This window comes from Xanthocytophaga agilis (assembly GCF_030068605.1).
GTDB lineage: Bacteria > Bacteroidota > Bacteroidia > Cytophagales > 172606-1 > Xanthocytophaga > Xanthocytophaga agilis.
On sequence record NZ_JASJOU010000016.1, the window covers coordinates 193,091 to 215,492 of the forward strand.

At 38.9% G+C, this 22,402-nt stretch carries 20 protein-coding genes and 1 tRNA gene; 10 read left to right on the forward strand and 11 right to left on the reverse strand.

The annotated features are described in order from the left end of the window. Window positions 1-58 precede the first annotated feature (58 nt). The 5 genes from QNI22_RS32910 to QNI22_RS32930 form a co-directional block, all read right to left on the reverse strand. Window positions 59-141, reverse strand: a tRNA-Leu gene (locus tag QNI22_RS32910). 123 nt (window positions 142-264) lie between these two features. After that, on the reverse strand, window positions 265-1,362 hold the full coding sequence (gene ychF / locus QNI22_RS32915) for a redox-regulated ATPase YchF (RefSeq protein ID WP_314517656.1): 1,098 nt from the start codon (window positions 1,360-1,362) through the stop codon (window positions 265-267). 73 nt (window positions 1,363-1,435) lie between these two features. Next, a complete protein-coding gene (locus tag QNI22_RS32920) occupies window positions 1,436-1,954 on the reverse strand; it encodes a hypothetical protein (RefSeq protein WP_314517658.1) in 519 nt (172 codons plus the stop codon). Between the two features lie 95 nt (window positions 1,955-2,049). Beyond that, a complete protein-coding gene (locus tag QNI22_RS32925) occupies window positions 2,050-2,973 on the reverse strand; it encodes a PfkB family carbohydrate kinase (RefSeq protein WP_313983378.1) in 924 nt (307 codons plus the stop codon). A 115-nt stretch (window positions 2,974-3,088) separates the two neighbouring features. Continuing rightward, window positions 3,089-4,312: a hypothetical protein gene (locus QNI22_RS32930; RefSeq protein ID WP_314034376.1), complete on the reverse strand. Its 1,224-nt coding sequence runs from the start codon at window positions 4,310-4,312 to the stop codon at window positions 3,089-3,091. A 173-nt stretch (window positions 4,313-4,485) separates the two neighbouring features. Between QNI22_RS32930 and QNI22_RS32935 the strand changes: the two genes are divergently transcribed. Next, complete coding sequence (locus QNI22_RS32935; RefSeq protein WP_314517659.1) at window positions 4,486-4,860, forward strand: VOC family protein; 375 nt, start codon at window positions 4,486-4,488, stop codon at window positions 4,858-4,860. Window positions 4,861-4,941: 81 nt separating this feature from the next. On the opposite strand, the gene QNI22_RS32940 is transcribed toward QNI22_RS32935, so the two are convergent. Next, a complete protein-coding gene (locus QNI22_RS32940; RefSeq protein ID WP_314517662.1) occupies window positions 4,942-6,408 on the reverse strand; it encodes an alpha-L-fucosidase in 1,467 nt (488 codons plus the stop codon). 311 nt (window positions 6,409-6,719) lie between these two features. On the opposite strand from QNI22_RS32940, the gene QNI22_RS32945 reads away from it, so the two are divergent. After that, entirely contained in the window at window positions 6,720-7,607 is an 888-nt protein-coding gene (locus QNI22_RS32945; RefSeq protein ID WP_314517663.1) for an ATP-grasp domain-containing protein, read from the forward strand. Here the strand turns inward: QNI22_RS32945 and cydB are convergent. Continuing rightward, the gene (cydB, locus tag QNI22_RS32950; protein ID WP_314517665.1) at window positions 7,604-8,638 is read right to left on the reverse strand and encodes a cytochrome d ubiquinol oxidase subunit II; all 1,035 of its coding nucleotides are present in this window, start codon (window positions 8,636-8,638) and stop codon (window positions 7,604-7,606) included. The genes QNI22_RS32945 and cydB overlap by 4 nt on opposite strands. Window positions 8,639-8,676: 38 nt before the next feature. Beyond that, window positions 8,677-10,056 carry a cytochrome ubiquinol oxidase subunit I gene (locus QNI22_RS32955; protein WP_314517667.1) on the reverse strand — a complete coding sequence of 460 codons (1,380 nt, stop codon included), beginning with the start codon at window positions 10,054-10,056 and terminating at the stop codon, window positions 8,677-8,679. Window positions 10,057-10,521: 465 nt separating this feature from the next. Between QNI22_RS32955 and QNI22_RS32960 the strand changes: the two genes are divergently transcribed. The 3 genes from QNI22_RS32960 (at window position 10,522) to ytxJ (ending at window position 12,421) form a co-directional block, all read left to right on the forward strand. Continuing rightward, complete coding sequence (locus QNI22_RS32960; protein ID WP_314517668.1) at window positions 10,522-10,884, forward strand: hypothetical protein; 363 nt, start codon at window positions 10,522-10,524, stop codon at window positions 10,882-10,884. A 78-nt stretch (window positions 10,885-10,962) separates the two neighbouring features. Then, window positions 10,963-11,886 carry a hypothetical protein gene (locus QNI22_RS32965; RefSeq protein WP_314517671.1) on the forward strand — a complete coding sequence of 308 codons (924 nt, stop codon included), beginning with the start codon at window positions 10,963-10,965 and terminating at the stop codon, window positions 11,884-11,886. 184 nt (window positions 11,887-12,070) lie between these two features. After that, window positions 12,071-12,421 (forward strand): bacillithiol system redox-active protein YtxJ, encoded by a 351-nt coding sequence (gene ytxJ / locus QNI22_RS32970; RefSeq protein ID WP_314517673.1) that lies wholly within the window; start codon window positions 12,071-12,073, stop codon window positions 12,419-12,421. A gap of 50 nt (window positions 12,422-12,471) precedes the next feature. Here the strand turns inward: ytxJ and QNI22_RS32975 are convergent, their stop codons facing one another. Next, window positions 12,472-12,879, reverse strand: coding sequence for an OsmC family protein (locus tag QNI22_RS32975; protein ID WP_314517674.1), 408 nt, complete (start codon window positions 12,877-12,879; stop codon window positions 12,472-12,474). Window positions 12,880-13,099: 220 nt separating this feature from the next. Here QNI22_RS32975 and QNI22_RS32980 point away from each other — a divergent pair, with 220 nt between their 5' ends. The 3 genes from QNI22_RS32980 (at window position 13,100) to QNI22_RS32990 (ending at window position 16,428) form a co-directional block, all read left to right on the forward strand. Beyond that, a complete protein-coding gene (locus tag QNI22_RS32980; RefSeq protein ID WP_314517676.1) occupies window positions 13,100-13,825 on the forward strand; it encodes a hypothetical protein in 726 nt (241 codons plus the stop codon). Window positions 13,826-13,958: 133 nt separating this feature from the next. Then, window positions 13,959-14,837 (forward strand): lipoyl synthase, encoded by an 879-nt coding sequence (lipA, locus tag QNI22_RS32985; RefSeq protein ID WP_314517678.1) that lies wholly within the window; start codon window positions 13,959-13,961, stop codon window positions 14,835-14,837. Window positions 14,838-15,012: 175 nt separating this feature from the next. Then, the gene (locus QNI22_RS32990; protein ID WP_314517680.1) at window positions 15,013-16,428 is read left to right on the forward strand and encodes a vWA domain-containing protein; all 1,416 of its coding nucleotides are present in this window, start codon (window positions 15,013-15,015) and stop codon (window positions 16,426-16,428) included. Window positions 16,429-16,471: 43 nt separating this feature from the next. Here the strand turns inward: QNI22_RS32990 and QNI22_RS32995 are convergent, their stop codons facing one another. Then, a complete protein-coding gene (locus QNI22_RS32995; RefSeq protein WP_314517682.1) occupies window positions 16,472-16,846 on the reverse strand; it encodes a hypothetical protein in 375 nt (124 codons plus the stop codon). Between the two features lie 300 nt (window positions 16,847-17,146). After that, the gene (locus tag QNI22_RS33000) at window positions 17,147-18,370 is read right to left on the reverse strand and encodes an ABC transporter permease (protein WP_314517683.1); all 1,224 of its coding nucleotides are present in this window, start codon (window positions 18,368-18,370) and stop codon (window positions 17,147-17,149) included. A 394-nt stretch (window positions 18,371-18,764) separates the two neighbouring features. Between QNI22_RS33000 and QNI22_RS33005 the strand changes: the two genes are divergently transcribed. Both QNI22_RS33005 and QNI22_RS33010 read left to right on the forward strand, forming a co-directional pair. Continuing rightward, window positions 18,765-19,535: a hypothetical protein gene (locus tag QNI22_RS33005; RefSeq protein ID WP_314517685.1), complete on the forward strand. Its 771-nt coding sequence runs from the start codon at window positions 18,765-18,767 to the stop codon at window positions 19,533-19,535. Window positions 19,536-19,577: 42 nt separating this feature from the next. Continuing rightward, window positions 19,578-22,382 carry a CHAT domain-containing protein gene (locus tag QNI22_RS33010; RefSeq protein WP_314517686.1) on the forward strand — a complete coding sequence of 935 codons (2,805 nt, stop codon included), beginning with the start codon at window positions 19,578-19,580 and terminating at the stop codon, window positions 22,380-22,382. Window positions 22,383-22,402 lie beyond the last annotated feature (20 nt).

Genomic DNA, 22,402 nt, shown 5'->3' on the forward strand with positions numbered 1-22,402 from the left:
AAAACCCCTTAATTTTGCTAATTAAGGGGTTTTGATGTGTCTCGAAAGACGGTCAGAGTACCCGAGGCCGGAATCGAACCGGCACTCCGTGAAGGAACACGATTTTGAGTCGTGCGCGTCTACCAGTTCCGCCACTCGGGCTTGTAAATTTGGAAACGGACTGCAAAGGTAGAGAATTCTATTTTCGGAGCAAGCATTTGCGTCAAAAAATATTTATCAGAATTATATTACACTGATAATCAACCTTTGCAGTCCATATTCTACTTAGACATTAAAGCGGAAGTGCATGATATCGCCGTCTGCTACCACATATTCTTTACCTTCCACAGATATTTTTCCAGCTTCACGACAGGCCGCTTCAGACTTGTATTTTTCATAATCAGCGATCTTAATCACCTCTGCACGAATAAACCCTCTCTCAAAATCCGAGTGAATCACACCTGCAGCCTGTGGTGCTTTCCAGCCTTTACGGATAGTCCAGGCACGTACTTCTTTCACACCAGCTGTGAAGTAGGTAATCAGATCCAATAATGCATATCCTGCTCGTATCATCTGATCCAACCCTGACTCCTGTAATCCATACTCGCTCAGAAACATCTCTTTTTCTTCTGGATCTGTAATCTCAGCAATTTGCGCTTCCAATGCAGCACAAATACGTAATACCTGAGCACCTTCTGGCTTTACAGCTTCGCGTAAGGCCTTCACATAATCATTGTCCTCATGCAGATTGTTTTCATCCACATTGGCAATGTATAACATTGGTTTTAATGTTAGCAAAAACAAATCGGCAACGGATTCTCTCTCTTCTTCTGTTGCGTCCATGGTACGGGCATTTTTGCCTTGTTCTAGGTGAGCTTTGTACCGTTGTAATGCGGCCAGCTCTGATTTTGATTTGGCATCTCCGGCTTTAGCAGCACGTTCTACTTTCGATAGCTTCTTTTCTACCGAATCCAGGTCCTTTAACTGCAATTCGAACTCAATTACCTCTTTATCAGAAGCAGGGTTAACAGGACCTGAAGAACGTACAATATTCGGATCGTCAAAGCAACGGATTACATGCACGGTTGCATCTACTTCCCGAATGTTGGTAAGAAAGGCATTCCCACGGCCACCACCTTTACTAGCCCCTTTTACCAGACCTGCAATATCTACAAACTCAATAGTAGCAGGTACCACACGCTGAGGATTCACAATACCTTCTAATATCTGTAACCGTTGGTCAGGTACATCTACGATACCGATATTGGGATCAATGGTAGCAAACTCGTAATTGGCTGCCACATTCTGAATATTGGTCAAAGCTGAAAAAAGAGTAGATTTTCCAACATTAGGTAGACCTACGATCCCACATTGAAGACCCATGGAGAAATATAAATTAATAAGTGAATAGTAAATGTTAAAAATGCGGGGGCGAAGTTAATAAAATAAATCAGAATTATTGTCCTTTCACCATTCGCAGTAATTTGGTGGCTCTGCTTTTAAACGCTGGTTTCTCATACGGCAAGTGATCTTCTACCAGTAGACAAAGTTCCTGTTGCAGTTCTTCGTATTGTTGGCAGATATTAGCAGCTACAGTAATAGCAAAAGCCCGGATTGCACTGGGTTGAGACCGATCTTTGAGAATAACAAAGCAGAAATCAACAATTTCACCTTCCAGTTCTTCAGGGATAGTTATATTCTGCAACAATCGTAATACATTCCGGGTTACGGCAGGGTGTATATCTTTTTGTTGTGCTATCGTAATGATCCGGGATAAATAGGGTTGTATCAAATCCGGGTACTCCTCTACACAATACGAAACAGGCCATACAGCTCTCTGACTCAGGCGATATTCTCCACTTAAAAACAGCTCTATCAGCTCAGAAAATCGTTGCGAGTCATAGGAAATGTATTTTGCTATTGCTAGTGTGTTTTCTTTGCTATGTTCCTTTAGTAATTGTTCTTTCAGAATCATTGACTACTAGTGTATTCATTTGTAACTGGTATGACTGCCAATATAAATAAAAAGCCCTGTCTGTAGCAGACAGGGCTTGTGTATCATCAAAAATATTACGCCATTGTGATTTCAAACTGCACCAGATCAACAAACTCCTGTACTCTGCTATCCAGTTCGTTCTTATCCAGATTTACGATCCGCTCTGTGCCAAACTTCTCCACACAGAAAGAAGCCAAAGCCGAAGCATAGATAATACCCCGTTTCATGTTGTCAAAAGAGATATCACCTGTGCTAGCCAGATACCCAATAAAGCCACCGGCAAACGTATCACCAGCTCCTGTTGGATCGAATACTTCTTCCAGAGGAAGTGCGGGTGCAAAAAACACCTGATCTTTTTTAAACAGGTATGCCCCATGCTCACCTTTTTTAATGATCAGATATTTAGGTCCTAATGTTAAGATTTTAGAAGCAGCTTTACGCAATGAATACTCTCCTGACAACTGGCGAGCTTCTTCATCATTAATAGACAACACATCTACGTGATTGATCACATCCATCAGTTCATCCCATGCAGTATTCATCCAGAAGTTCATCGTATCCATCATGATTAACTTTGGACGGCGTTTCAAACGCTGAATTACTTGCTTTTGAACAGCAGGGGTCAGATTGCCCAGCATCAAAAACTCACAGTCCTGATAAGACTCAGGAATAACCGGATCAAATGTTGCCAATACATTCAACTCAGTTACCAGTGTATCACGGCTATTCATATCGTTGTGGTAACGGCCTGACCAGAAAAACGATTTTTCACCAGCTTTGATCTGCAAACCTTCTGTGCTGATACCATGCTCCTGAAGCATAGTAATATCAGAAGTAGCAAAGTCATCTCCTACCACAGCTACTAGTTTTACATCTTTTGTAAAATAGGAAGCTGCCAATGTTATATATGTAGCAGACCCACCAATGATTTTATCTGTTTTTCCAAAAGGTGTTTCGAGGGCATCAAATGCCACCGTTCCCACTGCGATTAAGCTCATTTCGTTGATAGTTAATTGTTTAGATGGTATATATTCTATAAAGACTCAAAAGTAGCACTTTTTTCCAGGAATTAATTCTGAAAAGAGGTCAGGAGTAAACACTTAGCTGTAATTTTCAAGACGGATTCGTCTTGGCAGGTCCTTTTTTGAGAATCGGATGCCGCTCAAAAGGCTTGGATTCATCAAATAGCTTTCGGTAAGTAGCATGCACCTTTATGATTTTTCCACCCATTAATTCAACCACTTTCATCATAGGCGGATTAAAATCTCCTATCCAGTTCATTTCCAGATCGTCGTATCGATCGTAATGATCCTGAATAAGGTCCCTGGCAGCCATTACAATAGCTGCATCAACAGCTTTTCCCTGATGCTCAGGGACAACACCAAAAACCACCCCAAACATTTTCCGGGATGTACCACGCCACTGGTGCCACAAAAACTTAATCTTAGCGAGCAAATCAAATTTCCCATTCATATGACGGAAAATCTGATTCATTTCAGGAAGCATCACAAAAAAGCCAATAGGCTCTCCTTTATAATAACCAAACCAGATCAGTTTTTCATCGATAATAGGCTTGAGTTGTTTCATTATGGATCTGCTTTGTTCGTAACTCATCTCACCCTCACCTGCTTTAATTTCTCCCCATGATCTATTAAATATAACCCGAAAATCCTCTGTATATTTCTCCAGGTTATTCTTTTTAATATGGTCAAATGTATAATCAGGGTTACTACGAACACGATCTGCACGAGCAAATACTGCAGGATGTAAGGGAGCCTTTACTGTGCGGTAATAGGTATATTGATTAAAAAATACTTGAAAACCATACGCTTCAAAGAGTTCTTTGTAATAGGGCATATGGTAAAACATACCATAGTTTGGAGGTAAGAAACCATCAACCAGCAGTCCCCACCACTGATCTCTTTCTCCAAAGTTGATAGGACCATCCATGGCTTCCATACCTCGTGCTTCAAGCCACTGCTTGCAGGCATCAAACAATGTAAAAGCAGCTTTCTGGTCATTGATACATTCAAAGAACCCCATTCCCCCGGTAGGCTGGTCCTTTCTTATTGTTCCATCAGGAAGAGTCCACGTCTTAACCGTTGACTCCCGATCAATGAATGCAGCTACACGCCCAATTACTTTACCGCTACTATCCTGCAACAACCAACGTATACATTCTCCATGTTTAAAAAACGGATTCTTTGCAGGGTCAAACACCTTTTCAATGTCCTGATCCAATGGCCGAATCCAGTTAGGTTCGTTTTTATAGATACGAACAGGCAATTCCAGAAATTCTTTGCGGTGTGCAGGAGTTGTAACTTCGATTAGTTGCATAAGTTGGAATGTACATCTTGAAGCGGCAAAAATAGTATCTTTTTTTTGACAAAGGTGTGCTTCTTTTATAGAATCCCATTAAAGTCAGGCTTAATCTCTCTCCTTTTTTGTCTTTGTAAATGGGTTCGTGTATTTTCGAGGCCTTATTCTTACTATACCAGATTAGACTTTGTATGAATATACAGTTACTCAATCATGTGGCAGTACATGTTGCAGATGTAAAGGTAAGCATCTCATTTTATCGCGATATCCTGGGATTGCCTCAATTACCCCGTCCAGCTTTTGATTTTCCAGGTGCCTGGTTTCGAATTGGACAAACGCAGGAAATACACTTAATTGGCAATCGTACAGAAGCTGTACATTCGCATTCTAGAGGGACTCATTTTGCCTTACAGGTAGATAATATAAAAGCCGTTGAAACTGAGTTAAAAGCAAAAAATGCAACATTTACAGGTCCAAAACAACGTCCTGATGGCAACTGGCAGATCTTTATTGTAGATCCGGATGGACATTGGATTGAACTATGTGAAATTCGGAATACAATCTAGATTATTTGCAATCTTCACTACCAACAAAAAAGCAACAGATTCAGAATCTATTGCTTTTTTGTATTTATTTATCTAACCGCCTCATTTAAATTCATCTACTCCTGTATCTTTTGCAGAGGCTTTGTATATGCCAATCTCTGAAATTAACAGGGGAGTACCTGCTGTTCCAATTGTCATCCTGACTTGTGTAGCAGTTACAGGCTTTATACGCAACAATCGCTTATATCCGATTGTAGTTCCTTTTGCCACGAACTCCCATTTACCATCTACAAAAGCCTCAACAGTAAATGTATTCACTCTTTGTCCAAATTCAATAGGTTCAGCTAGGGAAATCCGATCAAAAGTAGTTGCTCTTCCAAATGGAATAGTAATCATAGCCTGATTTACTCCATCTTCTGTTGCCCAGAACGTTTTGGTGCTTCCATCTGTCGTATTCTGTGCCAGATACTCTTTGCTACGGAAATGATCTGCCTTAGCACTTTTATTCAAAGCCAGATTGGTTCTAAAAGTCTCATTTACTACTGTCCTAAATTCTTTTAACCGCTCCACGTCATTCTCATGGATCAGTCCCCGACGATCCGGAGGTAAATTAAGCAGCAACACTGCATTTCTTCCTACTGATTTATAATAGATATCCAAGAGATGTTCCAGTGATTTTACCTTACTATCTTCTGCTGCATGATAAAACCAACCTGGACGAATTGACACATCACACTCGCCTACTAACCAATCTTTGCCATCAGCCTGACCTGTATTCAGAAATTTGTATCCGGGTGAGTTAGCCTGCCCGATCCCTATTGAACTTTTATCCAGTAGCGACCAGTTCGTTTCTCCAGCAAAACCCTTCTCATTACCTATCCAGCGTACATCAGGACCTGCATCAGAGAAAATGACAGCTTTAGGCTGAAGTTCGCGAATGATAGCTCTGTATCCTTCAAAATCATACTCCATGTTTTTTGCATTTTCACCTTTAGCCCCATCCATCCATACTTCACTAATCTCGCCATAATTCGTCAACAGTTCGCGTAGTTGATTTTTGTAATACTCATTGTATGTGCTTGTTCCATAAGCAGGTTCGTGACGATCCCAAGGAGATAGATATATCCCAAACTTAATTCCGGATTCCCTACAAGCCTCTGACAACTCTTTTACAATATCACCTTTTCCTCCTTTGTATGGACTATTTTTGATAGAGTGTTCAGTATACTTGCTTGGCCATAAGCAAAATCCATCGTGATGCTTTGCAGTCAAAATAATTTGTTTCAACCCCCCATCTTTACAAGCCTTTACCCATTGTTTTACATCCAGTTCATCTGGGTTAAAGATCTTTGGGCTTTCTGTTCCATCTCCCCATTCTTTATCTGTAAAAGCATTGACTGTATAGTGAATGAAGGCAATAGTTTCAAGCTGCTGATAAGCAAGTTGTCTGGGTTGAGGTGTAACGGCCAATGTTGTTACACCTTTAGGAGCATTCTGGGCCTGAACCACTAAAGGCACTACCAATAAAAGTAGTTGTGTCAGACACAGAGAAATGCAGTTCTTTTGCATAAAAATTAACTATTGAATAATAAAACAAGAATATGATTTGCAGTAATTTGCCTTTTCAAAGGAAAATTAAAATGTGGAATTTTGAGAAGCATTGTTCATATATTTTTTTTACTACAGCTTTTATATTTCAAAAGACAATCCATCTTTCTACATATACCAAAGTAATATAGAAAACGTAATTATTACTTTTTTCTATTCCATACAGATCATATACACTATTTTGCAAAATACAACTTACTATCAAAGCCTTACAAGATCATTCTGGTAGAACTTCCAGTAATCTATATACCAAAATTTCTTTTCCAATTTGTATGATTATTATTTCTGAATCATCACCACAATTATCGCCGTCTGCCAGTGCCAATGATATACGTAAAGTTACCCAAACAGCTGAGCTAATTGGTATACAGATCTATTACATCCCGCAAAGCTTTGACAATATTTCTATAGAAGATGCATTCTCACATATATCAGAGAGGGTAAAAGAGGAAATAGCATTCTGGATAGGATATGTTCCTGACCCTGAACATTACAGGAATGTATACCAGGAACTTCTCAAAAAAAATATCCGATTGATTAATTCACCGGAAGAATTTCAGCGGGCAGAAGAGTTTGACAGATATTATCCGTATATAGAACATATGACCTGTAAGAGTCTGGTTGCTACATCTGTGTCAGAAGCAAAGATAGCAGCGCAGCAGCTAGGTTATCCGGTATTTATCAAAGGTACTATCCAATCGTTTAAAAAATGGGGATGGAAATCATGTGTAGCTTATGAGGAATCCGCTCTGGAGAATATAGTTTCCAACTTATATAAAAGTGCATCCCGCTCACTAGGAAAAGTCATTATCCGGGAAGTAATGCAACTAAGACATGCTGAGAAAACAAGTACTGACTTTCCCAAAGGCAGAGAATACCGGGTATTTCTTCTAAATAACCAAGTGATAGACTATAGCTATTATTGGGACAACGACGATCCATTACGTGCAGTTTCCAAAGCCGAAGAGACGATTATACTTGATATGGCGAAACAAGCTTCTCTACGAATACATGTGCCCTATATTGCAATAGATATAGGGCAAAAAGAGTCGGGTGAATGGATTCTGATTGAAGCAGGGGATGCACAGTTTTCGGGTATCTGTGCTATTTCACCTGTCAAACTCTGGCAAAGAATTTTGCAATTAGAAACTGTTAACTAATAACTATGCTCATCCAGCTTTACCTTACCTCTGAATGTCCAGAAAACAAATGTGGTATAGGTTGCAACCAATGGTACACCAATAACTGCAAATAGTAACATAATTTTCAGAGATTTTGCAGAAGAGGCAGCTTTATATACAGTCAGATTATAAGCTGGCGATACTGTAGAAATCACAATATTGGGGTATAATCCAATAGCAATCAGTATCAACAACAGACTCACTGTAACAGATGATGAGATAAAAGCAAAACGATATTTTCGCTTCGTAATCTGACGAGTGATGTTTGCCACCGAAATAATAGCAACAAGCGGAATACTAAACAATTGAGGATGTTGTTTGAAATCTTCAGAGAGATGAGTAGCATATAATAAAGTGGCTACTGTAGTTACTGCATAACAGATTACAAAAAAGATGGTCGTATTCTTAACCAGAACTGTCAGTTTAGCATACAAGCGATTTTCGGTCTTCATTGTAAGGTAAATAGCGCCATGCATCATAAACAAGGCAACTGTTGTTACAGCTACTATACATGCATAGGGGTTTACAAAAGACAACCAGTTGCCTGTAAAATCCCCATTCTGGTCAATTGGAATACCCTGGATTACATTTCCTAATACGAGTCCCAATAGGAAGGCTATCATAATACTGGATATACAATAGTTAATATCCCAAAGCTGTCGCCACCAACGCATAGGTTCTTTACTTCTGAACTCAATGGATATGGCCCGAAAAATCAGCATCACCAGAAACAACATGAAGGGTATATAAAAGGCAGAAAATACAGAAGCATATACCAAAGGAAAGCCAGCAAACAAGGCTCCACCTCCTATTACAATCCAAACTTCATTACCATCCCAAACAGGCCCGACTGCATTTAAGACAATCCGTCGGCTCTCTTCTTTGTTAAAGAATAAATGTAATGCGCCTGCACCTAAATCAAAACCATCCAGAATAGCATATCCACTAAAAAGTCCACCTACAACCAAAAACCACCAGGTTGGCAGATCAAGTCCTAAAATTGTTTCCATATTTATCCGGTTAAAAAATCTAAGATCAGATGATATTACTAATGTGCCATCAATGGATTGTCACGTTTGCTTGCATCCGGAATATCTTCCTGTGCCTCTTCATCATAAGGTCCGTGTTGTATCTTTTTATTCAACAGATAAATAAATAAGATAAAGAGCAGAACATATACTACAGTAAACAATAGTAGGGAAAATATAACCTGATTGGCAGTTACAGCTTTGGATAGTGCATCTGAAGTACGCAACAGACCATATACAACCCAAGGTTGTCGCCCAACCTCTGCAGAATACCATCCTACCTGATTCCCAATTTGAGGCAGTAAAACAGAGAACGCAAAGACAATCATTAACCAACGTTGCGTAAAAAGTTTGTTTCTCCAGAGAAGCCATGCAGCTAAAAGAGTTAAGCCTATCAGAATCATACCAATGGCGACCATCATATGATAGGTCTGGAAAACAAAGTTCACTGCTGTTGGCCGATTTTCTGCTTTAAAATGACGAAGTCCTTTGACAGGAGTTGTAAAATCCTGATGAATCAGAAAAGTCAATCCTTTGGGAATGCTGATCCCAGAAACTTCTTCTGTCTTTTGATTCACCCAACCTACCAAATACATATCTGCCACAGCCAGACTATCATAATGTCCTTCAAAAGCGGCCAGCTTTGCAGGTTGGTACTCTGCCACACCATCTGCCGAACGATGTCCGGTAAATAGTTGCAACAGAGAAGCTATTCCTGCTACGGCCAAACCAATCTTAAAGGAAGCTCTGGAAAGTTCGACATATCGATTATTGAGTATATAAAAGGCACTTACACTTAAGACCAGAAATGACCCTGCTAAAAAAGAACCATTGATCACATGAGAGAGTCGGTCTACAGAAGAAGGATTAAAAACCATAGCCCAGAAATCTGTAATTTCAGCACGTGCATTCAATCCCTCTCCTACAATGTGGTACCCTGCCGGGGTTTGTTGCCATGAGTTGGCTACTACAATCCAGATAGCAGAAAACATAGATCCCAATGCAACCATAATGGTAGAAAAGAAATGCACTCTGGAACTCACGCGATTCCACCCAAAGATCAGAATTCCCAGAAAGCCTGATTCCAGCGCAAAAGCAAATATGCCTTCAGCAGCTAAGGCACTCCCAAATATATCACCCACATATCGAGAATAAGTAGCCCAATTTGTTCCAAACTCAAATTCCATCACAATCCCGGTAGCTACTCCAATACCAAAAATCAAGGCAAAGATCTTAATCCAAAAACGAGTCATCTGTTCATACATCAGTTTCCCTGTTTTCAGATAGAGGCCTTCCATAATGACCAAGCATACTCCTAAACCAATACTTAATGGTGGATAGATATAATGAAAAGCTATAGTAAAAGCAAATTGCAGACGGGAGAGAAATTCGACATCCATGAGGCATACAGATTAGAGTGATACCGTAGATTCAGGATAAAAGAGGATCTATAAGGTGCGCGAAAGTTAGAGGGTTTGACCTTTCCTCCCAATATTTTTTTGCTTTTTTTCATAGGGTCAGGTTTGCATTTCATCCGTATTTCTTACCCGAAAAAGGAATCAAAGAAAATACGAAAAAAAACCTGGTATTTTCAATTACCTTGCAATGAGTAAAATAGCGTCTATGCGTTAAAACTGGTTCGGTTTTTGTCTGAGCAAATGTGACAGAATAGAATCTCTTCACAAATGAAAGAAGATACGCTAAATACTTGGTATAAGCATAACATTACGTTATCCTGTGTTTCAGAGAGTCAATCAGATGTAGATAAAACTATCGTTTAATCAATATCTTACTGAAAACAACGTTATACAATCAAATAAAATACTTATTTTCATCCTTTTGATTGTCAAACTATTAAATACTATATGAAGGTTTTACAACTACAAAAAATAGTATGGAGCATGGTTTTGCTGGCCACCCTGCTATCCTCCTGCTCTCGCAAAAGCTATTGTCCTGTTTATTGGGAAGGCTCTGACGGAGGTGGTTCCGGAGCTGCTGTTTCCGGAGGTGCAGACAAAACAGATTGGAAGATTGAGACTAATGCCACCAAACCAGCAGACGGAGGTGGAGGTAATGATGCCAGTATGTCTGCAGGTTCCGGAGACCCTGAAACCACTTCTGAATTCCCGATGGTACGTGTAAAACGGGATAAAAATGGCATCATTTCCAAAAAGCCAATGCAACGAAATAAAGTAAAACGAACTGATCCCCGCAAGAAAGGTTCCTAGTATATTATTGCCAGCATATGGCCTCAAGATAATTTGTCCATGAAGCATTTTTTCGCAAAAAGATATTGGCATTCTACCATGAACCGAAACCTCAAGATGGGTTTCGGAATTATTATATATATAGCTTTCTTTACTATTGAAGTACAAGCTCAATTGGTTCGTGTACCAACTAAAGCAGAAACTCGCAGCAAACAAAAAGAATATTCTGGAAAAAAGGGCGAGAAGGTAACTCGTGCCTCACAACCTGCTCCCAGCAATAATGCTATGGGAAAACGGTTGTTCCGCCAGAGTGTACAACGCAATTCAGATAAGAAAGCGATGCTGGTGCCTGTACGTCGTCCTCAGGATGCAACAGATGTCAATAATCCAAGAAGTCTCAATTTGAATAAACAACCCGTAGAGCGTCCTCTGAGAAGTAATAATCCAATGGGGATGGCTATGTACAAACGTTCAGTCAAAGCAAACTCGAAATCAAAAGGAGTGCTTGTGCCTGGGCCTGCCTATCGGGAAAAGATGATGAAAAAGCGCGATGCTGAGTTTAGTGGTTTCAGGGGTGAAAATCGAACACTGGCAAAGCCTTATCGCGAGAAGATGTATAAGAAGCGGGCTGAAGATTTCAATGATTTCAGAGGAGAGAACCGCACATTAGCAATGCCCTATCGCAAGAAGATGTATAAGAAGCGGGCTGAAGACTTCTCATCTTATCGTGGTGGACATACATTACGTATAGAATATCGTAAGAAAATGTATAAGAAGAAATCGAAAGAATTATCTTCTTACAAAGGTGATATTGTAGTACGTAAACGTCCGAAAGGTACTTATCCAAATCTGAAATATCGCGGTGGATATAAAAACAGCTCGTTTGAGAAAAAAGAGAAATATCGGAAGAAAATCCTCAAGCGTATGGGTAAAAAGAAGTATGTGCCATCCTATATGCGCAAGAAAGATGAAAAACCAAGATATGATAGCCGGGAATCTGAAATTTGGGATAAACCAAGATAGATAATAAAATACAAAAGCACAGATCGCTCTGTGCTTTTGTATTTTAAAGAGACTTATAGATTAATTATAACACAAATGACCACTATGATGTGTTGATTTAAATGGAATCAATTTTGCAAATTATGGGTTTTGCCTATAACCAGATTACAAAAATTGTATTATATATTCATTGGGCATTATTTATATGAACTGGATTCAGCTAACAGAAGAGAAACAATTACAGGAGATTGAACAGGCATCACATCAGCAACCTGTTGTTATATTCAAACATAGTACCCGCTGTTCCATCAGCGCAACAGCATTGGGACGTCTGGAACGCAATTGGAATGAAGGAGAAATGCAAAGTGTGAAGGCGTATTACCTGGATTTGATTTCATTCAGAACTTTATCTACACGAATTGCACATACATTTGATGTGGCACATCAGTCCCCACAAATATTAGTAATTCAAAAAGGTGAATGTGTATACAATGCCTCTCACTGGGATATAGCGTATGCAGATGTAAAGAAGCAACTTGAGAATTTACATAATTAATAGAAAAGCCCCTATTGAGCAGGGGCTTTTCTATTTACTAACAGTTTGGTTTAAAACTCAAATGTCACCAATTGTTCAATATCCGGATGCAGGCTCAATGCAACAGGACATGTACGAGCAGCATTTTGTAGCTTTTGCTTTTGTGCTTCAGATAACTCTACATTGCTTTTTATTGTAAAGTTTACCTCAATTTTAGAAATACGGCGAGGGTCAGCAGCCATCGTCTTAGTCACTTCAAAAGTAGTACCTGCCAAATCAAGATTTTCCCGTTCTGCTACAATACCCATAATAGTCATCATACAGCTTCCTAAAGAAGCAGAAGTCAGATCAGTTGGAGAAAACGCCTCTCCTCTTCCATGATTGTCTAGGGGAGCATCTGTGATAATTGTATTTCCGGAAGCGACATGTTTGGCCTGTGTACGTAAATGACCCAGATATTCCGTCGAAACAGTTGGCATATTCGTATTTAGCTTGATAAATGTAAAAACTGAATAAATAGTAAAATACTACCTTGCAAAGGTATCATTATTTCTTTTTTATTCGTTGTTAACTTCTTTTGACAATAATATATTTTTTACCTTCAATAGGTCGTTACTATACATATAACTAAAACTGAATCTATATTTTTGCGTTGCCTGTAAAATTGACTACTTTTAATTCAAAAAAACTTCTGAAGTGGTGAAAAGAATTATATACTGCATTTTTTTACTCTGTTTGGTTCCTACTATAAGCTGGGCTCAGGAAAGTGATGAAGATGAAGAATATCAGACAGAATTTTTATATGGAATCAACTTCAATACCAATGGAGGCTTAATTGGAGGACTAGTCTTACGTTATTCTACTGTTATTGACAGTAAAATGAAGCAAACCTTTGGCTTGGAGATTGTTAATGTTAAACATCCAAAGGAGATTCGTTCCCAAAGTGCAACCAATGGAAATACCTATATTTATGGTAAGAGCAACTATCTTTTTGCTCTAAGACCACAATATGGCCGCGAATTGCTTCTTTTTCGAAAAGCCCCTGAAGAGGGCGTTCGAATCAGTGCCATTGGAGCTATCGGCCCATCGTTTGGTATTGTAAAGCCGTACTTCATTGCTCTTGATGATGGATTTGGGAATGTAACAATTGAACAGTTTGACCCAGGTAATATTAGACATAGTCAACAAAATATATTGGGTTCAGCAGCATTTACCCGTCTGACTGGCACTAAGATAGCCATGGGCATCCACGCAAAAGCCGGACTTAGTTTTGAAATTGGCGGCTTCAGGTCAAGTGCTACAGGCTTTGAAGTAGGTGCTTTAGTAGAAGCATATACAAAAAAAGTTATCATTGTTCCTTTAGCAGAGAACCGCAGTGTGTTTACCTCTATGTACCTTAATATTTTCTTCAAAAGTAAGCGATAAATCTATTTACTTTGCATTTGGATACAGTATTCAGAATAGTCGTTTTCGATCAGCATAGTGCCAGGTTGAACTATTTTGTGGTACGAATCCTTTTCTAATAAATATTTACTCAAGATCCAATTTTATATCTAATATGATTGAGTTACCAGTGATTTCTTCTGAGAAAACACGTAAACCTGATTGGCTTCGGGTAAAACTACCTGTTGGGGAAAGCTATCGCAAAGTACGTCAGCTGGTAGATGATCACAAACTGCATACGATCTGCCAGAGTGGAAACTGTCCCAATATGGGTGAATGCTGGGGTGCAGGTACGGCTACCTTTATGATTCTGGGTAATGTCTGTACGCGAAGCTGTTCGTTTTGTGCTGTTGCAACTGGACGCCCTAACGAATATGACATTGATGAACCACGCCGTGTTGCGGAAGCTATCAAGTTAATGGGAGTGAAACATGCTGTTATCACTTCAGTAAACAGAGATGAGCTGAAAGATCGTGGTGCAGAGATATGGTATCAGACAGTGATTCAGGTGAAAGAACTTTCTCCTGAAACTACTATAGAGACATTGATTCCTGATGTAAAAGGAAACTGGGAGGCTCTATATCGTATGATTGAAGGTGGACAAGAGGTTGTATCTCATAATATGGAGACAGTAGAGCGTTTATACCGTAATGTGCGCCCTCAGGCCAAATACAGTCGGAGTCTGGAACAGATCAAACGTACCAAAGAGCAAGGCAAACGTACCAAGTCGGGTATTATGTTAGGATTTGGAGAAACTCCAGATGAAATATACAAAGCAATGGATGACTTGGCTGCACATGGTTTGGATATTCTGACATTGGGTCAATATCTCCAACCAACAAAAATGCACCATGAAGTAATTGAATTCATTCGTCCTGAACAATTTGCTCATTACAAAGAAGAAGGTTTGAAGCGTGGATTAAAGTATGTAGAATCAGGCCCGCTGGTACGTTCCAGCTATCATGCTGAACGCCATGTAAATGTACCAATCTGATTTTCAAAATAGATATTTGCCAAGTCCCTGAATGAGTTTTTAGTATACTTATTCAGGGATTTTTCGTTTTCAACAAGCACCCATAAGCTTGTTAATGCCTTACTAACTAATCTTACAAAATCCGGTTTACCATTACCTGTTTTTTCCATTAATGAATAAACAATCTATCTATCATATGGTACACCTTGATCAGGTACTGTCTAGACTTTTTTATAAGTTCAGACTTCCAGTCTCTTTATTGTCCCTTGTAGGAGCTGGTTTTATTGCCAGTTCTTTTTATCAAAAGTCAACACCTCCACCTAAAAAACCAGAATCTATGGCTGTAGATAATGTATTGCAATGGAAAATAGTAGCCGACAATTTGTATTATGTAAAAGAACGCAAAGAACTTTATTTGTATGTAGACCTGAAAGCATCCAAAGCACAGAAAAAAAGTGACCGAACTCCACTCAACCTATCTCTGGTACTGGACAGAAGTGGTTCGATGAATGGAGATAAGATTAAATACGCACGTGAAGCCTGTAAGTTTGTAGTTGATAATCTGGAGCCAAGTGATAATTTATCTATTGTCGTTTATGATGACCAGGTAGATATATTAACGGCTTCTGCCCCGGTAAAAGATAAAACAGCACTGAAAAAACTGATTGACAATGTACATGACCGAGGTTCTACCAATCTGAGTGGTGGTATGCTGGAAGGTTATGCTCAAGTACATAAAACTCAACAAAGAAACTATGTAAACAGGGTATTATTACTGTCAGATGGACTAGCCAATCAAGGCATTACAGACGAAAAAGTATTACAACAACTGGCCCGGCAGAAAAACAATGAAGACAATATGACACTATCCGCCTTTGGTGTAGGAGCTGATTTTAATGAACTTCTTATGACTAATCTGGCTGAATATGGTAGTGGAAATTATTATTTTATTGACTCTCCGGATAAAATACCTTCCATTTTCGCCAAAGAATTGCAAGGGTTATTGTCAGTGATAGCTCAGAATACCTTATTACGAATCAAATTTCCGAGCAAGAACCTGTCAGTCAACAAGATGTTTGGTTATCAGGGACAGGTAAAAGGTGATGAACTTGTTTTTGATCTGAAAGATGTATTTTCAGAAGAGCAGAAAGCTATCCTGATTAAGTTTACAGTAACGGAACCACTCACAGAAGACGCTACATTTGCTTCTATGTTGACCTATGATGATGTCATTACGTTTCAACGTGTCAATACATCAGAAAATACCAAGTTAAAGGTGACTACAGATAAGGCATTGTTTGATCGTTCGTTTGACAAAGATGTATTACAGAATATTGTTTTATTTGAGACGAATGAACGATTGGAAAATGCCATGCTGGAAGTAGATCATGGTAATTTTGAAGGAGCCAAAAAGATGATTATTACCCTCAAATCAGAGATGGAAGTACAAATGAAAAACCTTCCTGCAAATGCTGATCTGTCACGCCAATATAATACAGTAATGGAATACGAGAAGCAGATTGAGAATGCCAAAACAATGTCTTCTGAAGAACTCAAATACAATCAGAAAGCCTCCCGCAGCTCTAATTATCAGATTCGCAAGAAAAAGTAGAATGCTTTTCCTATCCGGAACTACTATATCCGGATAGGAAATTTTAGTTTTTAGCTTTTTCTACCTTATACACAAAATACTTGGTCTCCCCTCTCCACGGTAGTTTATAAAACTTCTCTTTGTAATAAAGCATTACCCGATGCCCATTCAGATTAGCTTCTTTTAGTGCGTCTATCACTTCTTTATCATCTTCATCAACAGAAAAGTCCCATAAGGAAGAAGCAGGGCTACCACTATCATAGGTAAGTCCACCCAGATTTAGTTGACCTTCCATTGTTTTAAAAACAACACCTTTGTGGCTAAGCTTTACAATCGTACCAGCTCGTGTACCATCGCTATTGCTTCCAAAAAGAAAGTAAGCCAGCAAGATGACCCCAATTAGTACGATACCGATTCCAAACACTTTGAATACATTCATAGACAGAATAAATAGTTTCAGTTAAACTTTCCAAGAATACAAAAAAGCAATTCTATATACAATAATTGGAGTTCCAATCATTTCCTGCTTGTATGAAATCAAACTGATCGGAAGCTTTGAGTAAAAGATAAGTAGTATTTTGATTTCTTTCTAAGAATATCAACATACCAATCAACTTTCAGAATAATCGAAATTGTGATCATACTTCATAAGTATCACTATTTCGATTATAGACCATAATGTTTTATACTAAAAAAGCCATCTTATAAAGATGGCTTCAGCAATGTTCTGTGATATATCTTATTTGGAACGAATAGCAATTACCGGGTCCATACGTGCAGCAATAGCAGCGGGAATAATCCCAGCCAGTGTCCCAATAACTGCAGAGACACTAATACCCAGAATTATATTATTGGCACGCATCACCAACTCTAGGCTTCCAAAAGGAATAAAGGTTAGCAAGAATACCAGAAACAATCCCGCTAATCCACCCAGAACACTTAGAAAAACCGCCTCAAACAGAAATTGGTACAGAATAAAGGCATTTTTAGCCCCAAGTGATTTCTGAATACCGATAATATTGGTTCTCTCCCGAACAGATACAAACATAATATTGGCAATACCAAAGCCTCCAACCAAAAGAGAAAAGAAACTGATAACAGCCCCCCCTGTATACAATGCACCAAAGATACCTTCTACAGCTGCAACCACCTGTTCCGTACGATTAATTGAAAAAGAATCCTCTTCTATAGGTTTCAGGCTTCGACGTGTACGCATCAATCCAGTAACTTCTGCTTCCAACTCTTCCATTCCTTTATCTGTTTCCAGTCCACGTATGCAGATAGCAGGATCTGAGTTTTTGGTATGATATAGTTTATCAAATGTACCATACGGAACAAAACAAGCTACATCAAAATCAGGACCGCCCAGTAAGGACTCACCTTGTTTTTTCATTGTACCAATGACTACAAAGTTTAGTCCATCCATCTTAAACGTTTTGCCAATAGGATCTATTCCAGGAAATAATGCATCTACAATATCTGCCCCAATGATGGCAACCTGACGGGCCGCTGTTGATTCAAGTTCATTAAAAAAACGACCATCACCCAAAGGAATCTCTACAATTGTCTGATAACTCTCGGTAACCCCCAGCACCGTTATATTACCAATACTACTACTTCCGTTTTTCATGGTAATGCCTCCTTGCTGATCGAAGATAGCAACAGCCTCAGCCATAGTCACACGCTTGGATAGAAACTCATACTCTGCATAATTCACAGAAGGACGATTTACATATTTCCACCAGGGATAAGGGCCACCAAAACCAAATGGCCACTTCTGCACATACATAGTCCGATCACCCAGGAAGGCCAGATTGTCTTTTACGTTTTTCTCCATAGAATCAACCAATACGAATACAGCAATGATCGCAAAAATCCCTACTGTAACTCCCAGCAAAGAAAGAATAGTCCGTAATAAGTTGGATCGTAGTGCTTCCCACGCAAAACGGAAGCTTTCAAACATGAGTTGTATATAAATACGCATGTGGCTAAATTACTAATAACCAAGAATATTTTGAAAAATAGTAGATATAGCCTCTTCATTTGTAAAAATTCAGACCATATCTACCTCATAGAAAATTTACCTGTGACACAAGGTCAATAGTTTTCCTGGCAAAGTCAACGCATTTCAGGACAAACGGCACTACAGACGGATTGTTGTTTTTGTAGTAGTATAAAGGTACCAGAACCATCCTCTCACAACCGGTCTGTATAGGCAATACAGATCAACAGAGATACTTGTTACTACGTTTTCTCAGCATAAGCGAATGTTTACCAAGCTATTATTTACGAACTAACAATACAACCGCTTCCTAAAGATGTTATAATTTATACCTCAAAACCACTTACAATCTAAAATGAAAACAATAAAATTAGGTATTACTCTTTGTGTGCTCTGGCTGTTATCTGGAGGGTGCAAGGATAAATTAATTGTAAACAAATGTAAGCTCTCCTACGATAAGGGAGATGTTCTTTATCTGTCATCAGCAAACACCCCTGCAATTCCTTCTGTTGATCCAAATGCACGGGGAGTATTTGCAGCAGATCCAGATGGTTTATCCATTGATCAGAATACAGGCTACATAGATATCAATAATAGTGCAACCGGACAGAAGTACCTTGTTAAATATGTATCTCTGGATAATAATCAAATCTGTGAAACATTTATCACCATTAGTGGTGTACGGTATACAGCTGGTGTATACAATCGGAGTACAGCTAATAGCCTTGTTGTTAATCCTGTCTACAATGCTAATTCTGATATTCGACTGCCCAGTGGTAATTTTCAGGGAGGCAGAAACGTCCAGGGAGTAACTGTATTGCCAGAGGTTACAGCGGCAGATGGTAGTATTGATTTGAAAGGTGTAAATCTTAATAGATTATTTAGTCAGTCTGGCACTATCAGAGATGGCTCAGAAGTACAGGTTATCATTCCTTTTTCGCTTAATGATGATAGTGGAGGGATTCAAAATCAGGTAACCCTCAACTTTATATACTATAATGCAGAATCAAGCATACCAGAGGCACTATTAGCAGAAATCAAGGAGCAACAGGAACAAACCCGGGGAGGCAGGATTAATGGGGCAAAAAACCATCGTCCGCCTGGCATTATAGTTACTGAGAAGTAATTTTTCTAAGTAAAATTCCTTTTTATATAGACTGTCAAGAAGATGAGAAATAGTATTTTTGTTCTCCTACTTTTATTATCTGTACGTGTCTACTCACAAAGTCCGGATTATAGGAAGGCAGAACAACTATATAAAGAAGCCAATATCTTATTCGAAAAAGAATCAGATCAAGCAGCATTAGCAAAATATATTCAAGCAAAACAGCTTTACGAATCATTGAAAATTGTAAATGCCAACTATGCAGACTTACTTGTAAAGATGGGCTCTCTGGCGGAAATCAAAGGAGATGTTAAGGCAGCTATTATCCAGTATAAAGCTGCTTTAACTCTCAGTCAGAAAGCCAGGCCAGATTCGTCCTTAACACCTGTTTTTTTCACAGCCGCTATCTTATTAGGCGAAACTTTCTATAAGACAGAACGATACGATTCTGCCTTGATTTATTGTAACCAGGCAAAAGCATATATTAGCAACGATCAGAGAGAGCATAATATAGAACGCCTCTACAATGTATTAGGAGCAATCTATTACGCAGATGGAAATTACCGACAGAGTTTAACACACTTTGAGAAAGCATTTATAGCCTCATCACAACAGAAAAAAATCCATCCTTCTATTTTATGCAGAAATCAGCTTAATATAGCTTCTGCTGCCAATAATCTGGGCCAGTACACTCGTGCATTACAAGCCTATCAGCAAGCGCTCAGCTATAAATATGTTCCAGAAATTGTTTATCGAAAAATGGGAGAAACCTATCTAAAATTAAATAAGCCGGATAGTGCCTCCTTTTTTCTTCAGAAGTCAGCAGGTACAGATAATCCTGAAAACAGAATTGTAGTCTGGAATCACTTGGGGAATCTTTATGTCCAACAAAGTGACTATGTACAGGCATTAAATTATTATAATCAGTCCATACAGTTAAATCAAAAACTTATTGGAAATAAAAACACAAAATTAGCAACCTCTTATCTTGGCATTGGTCATATTTATACAGCACAAAAGCGCTATAAAGAAGCCCTAAATACTATACAACAGGCATTAGTGTTACTGCATCTATCCTTTGAAAGTAGAGATATCTCCAAAAATCCAGATGATCTGATCAATGTAATTTCCCGATTAGATTTTTACAAAGCATTACATGCCAAGGCATTGGCACTTGGGCAATATGCTCAACAGACCAGAAAGCTTACAGATTTGGAATCTGCTTTTAAAACATATCAACTAGCTATCAGACTTGCAGAACAGCTTCGGCTCAGCTATGATACAGACGAAGCCAAGTTATTTTTTGTTCAGCAGGTTTTCCCTATTTATGAAGAAGCAGTCTCTGTAGCATTTGCCTTATATAAGCAAACAAAAAAGATCAGTTATACTGAGTTAGCCTTTTCAATCTCAGAAAAGAGCAAAGCTGCTGTGCTGGCAGAAACACTGAGAGGCTTACAAATCAGTCAACAGAAAGGTGTACCATCGGGCTTACTTCAGGAAGAGAAAGAATTACGTCGCAGAATTACAAAATTAACCATTGCCAGTATTGAGACTAAAGATTCCGCACAGATAGTTACTCTAAAAGATCAGATTCGGGACAATGAAATCAGTCTGGCACAAATGATAAAGAAACTAGATGCCAATGAGAAATATTACCAGTTAAAATACAATAATCAACCTGTAAGTCTGATTCAGCTACAGAAAAAAATACTAAATTCGAATACTGCATTTATCGAATATTTCTTCGGAAGCAAGGCTCTTTATGCATTTGTAGTTACTAAGGAAGAGTTTCAAGTCTTTCAACTTCCCATAACTCATGTGTTTAAAGATGCATTGACCAAATATACACTCTCTTTATTTGATCATCACCCATCTCCTATCCAACCTATCTGGGCTAATATATTGTACCAGAACTTAGTAACACCTTTGGACCCTATTATAAAGAACCATCAGAAACTAATCATTGTACCAGATGGAGAATTGAGCTATTTACCATTCGAATCACTTGTAAAAGATCCCAACAGCCTACATTATTTGCTGGATGACTATATCGTTCGGTATGCTTATTCCGGAACACTATTGGAATTTACTACCCAGAAACAAAACGTTCAGAATACAGATGAGGTATTGGCAATGGCCCCTTTTGCGGGTAGTTCAGGCAATAGCTTTCGCAGTATACAAATCTCACCATTACCAGCTTCGAAGGCTGAAGTAGAGACAATTGGCGGTCATATTTTCCTGGAATCTGCTGCGACTAAAGAGGTATTTCTGAAATTAGTATCTCAATCAGGTATTATACATCTTGCCACTCACGCCACTGCAGATAGCAAGGAACCACTTAATTCGTATATTACCTTCTACCCTAAAGATGCTGATTCTCTATCAGGTTATCGGTTATATACATCTGAACTCTATAATCTTCAACTGGATAATGTAAAGCTTGTAGTTCTAAGTGCCTGTGAAACAGGAGGAGGCAAATTAGTACGGGGCGAAGGAGTAATGAGCCTTGCCAGGGCATTTGCGTATGCAGGTTGCCCCAATATTGCCATGACACTCTGGCGAGCCGATGACAGAGCCACAGCCCAAATCGCCACACGTATGTATGAATATCTGAAAAAAGGATATACTAAAGATGAAGCGCTCAATAAAGCCAAACAAGACTATCTCCAGGAAGCACCTTCCTCCAGACGTAATCCTTATTATTGGGCTAACATGGTATTAGTGGGTGATGACGTTCCTGTATATACCTCCTATCGCTGGCTCTGGATTACTGGAGGAATCCTTCTGGTATTGCTTGGAGCAGGCATCTTCATGGGAATGACAAACAGACAGAAGAAACATCTTACAATGGAAAAGCAATCATCCTAAATAGTATTTTATAAAAAATC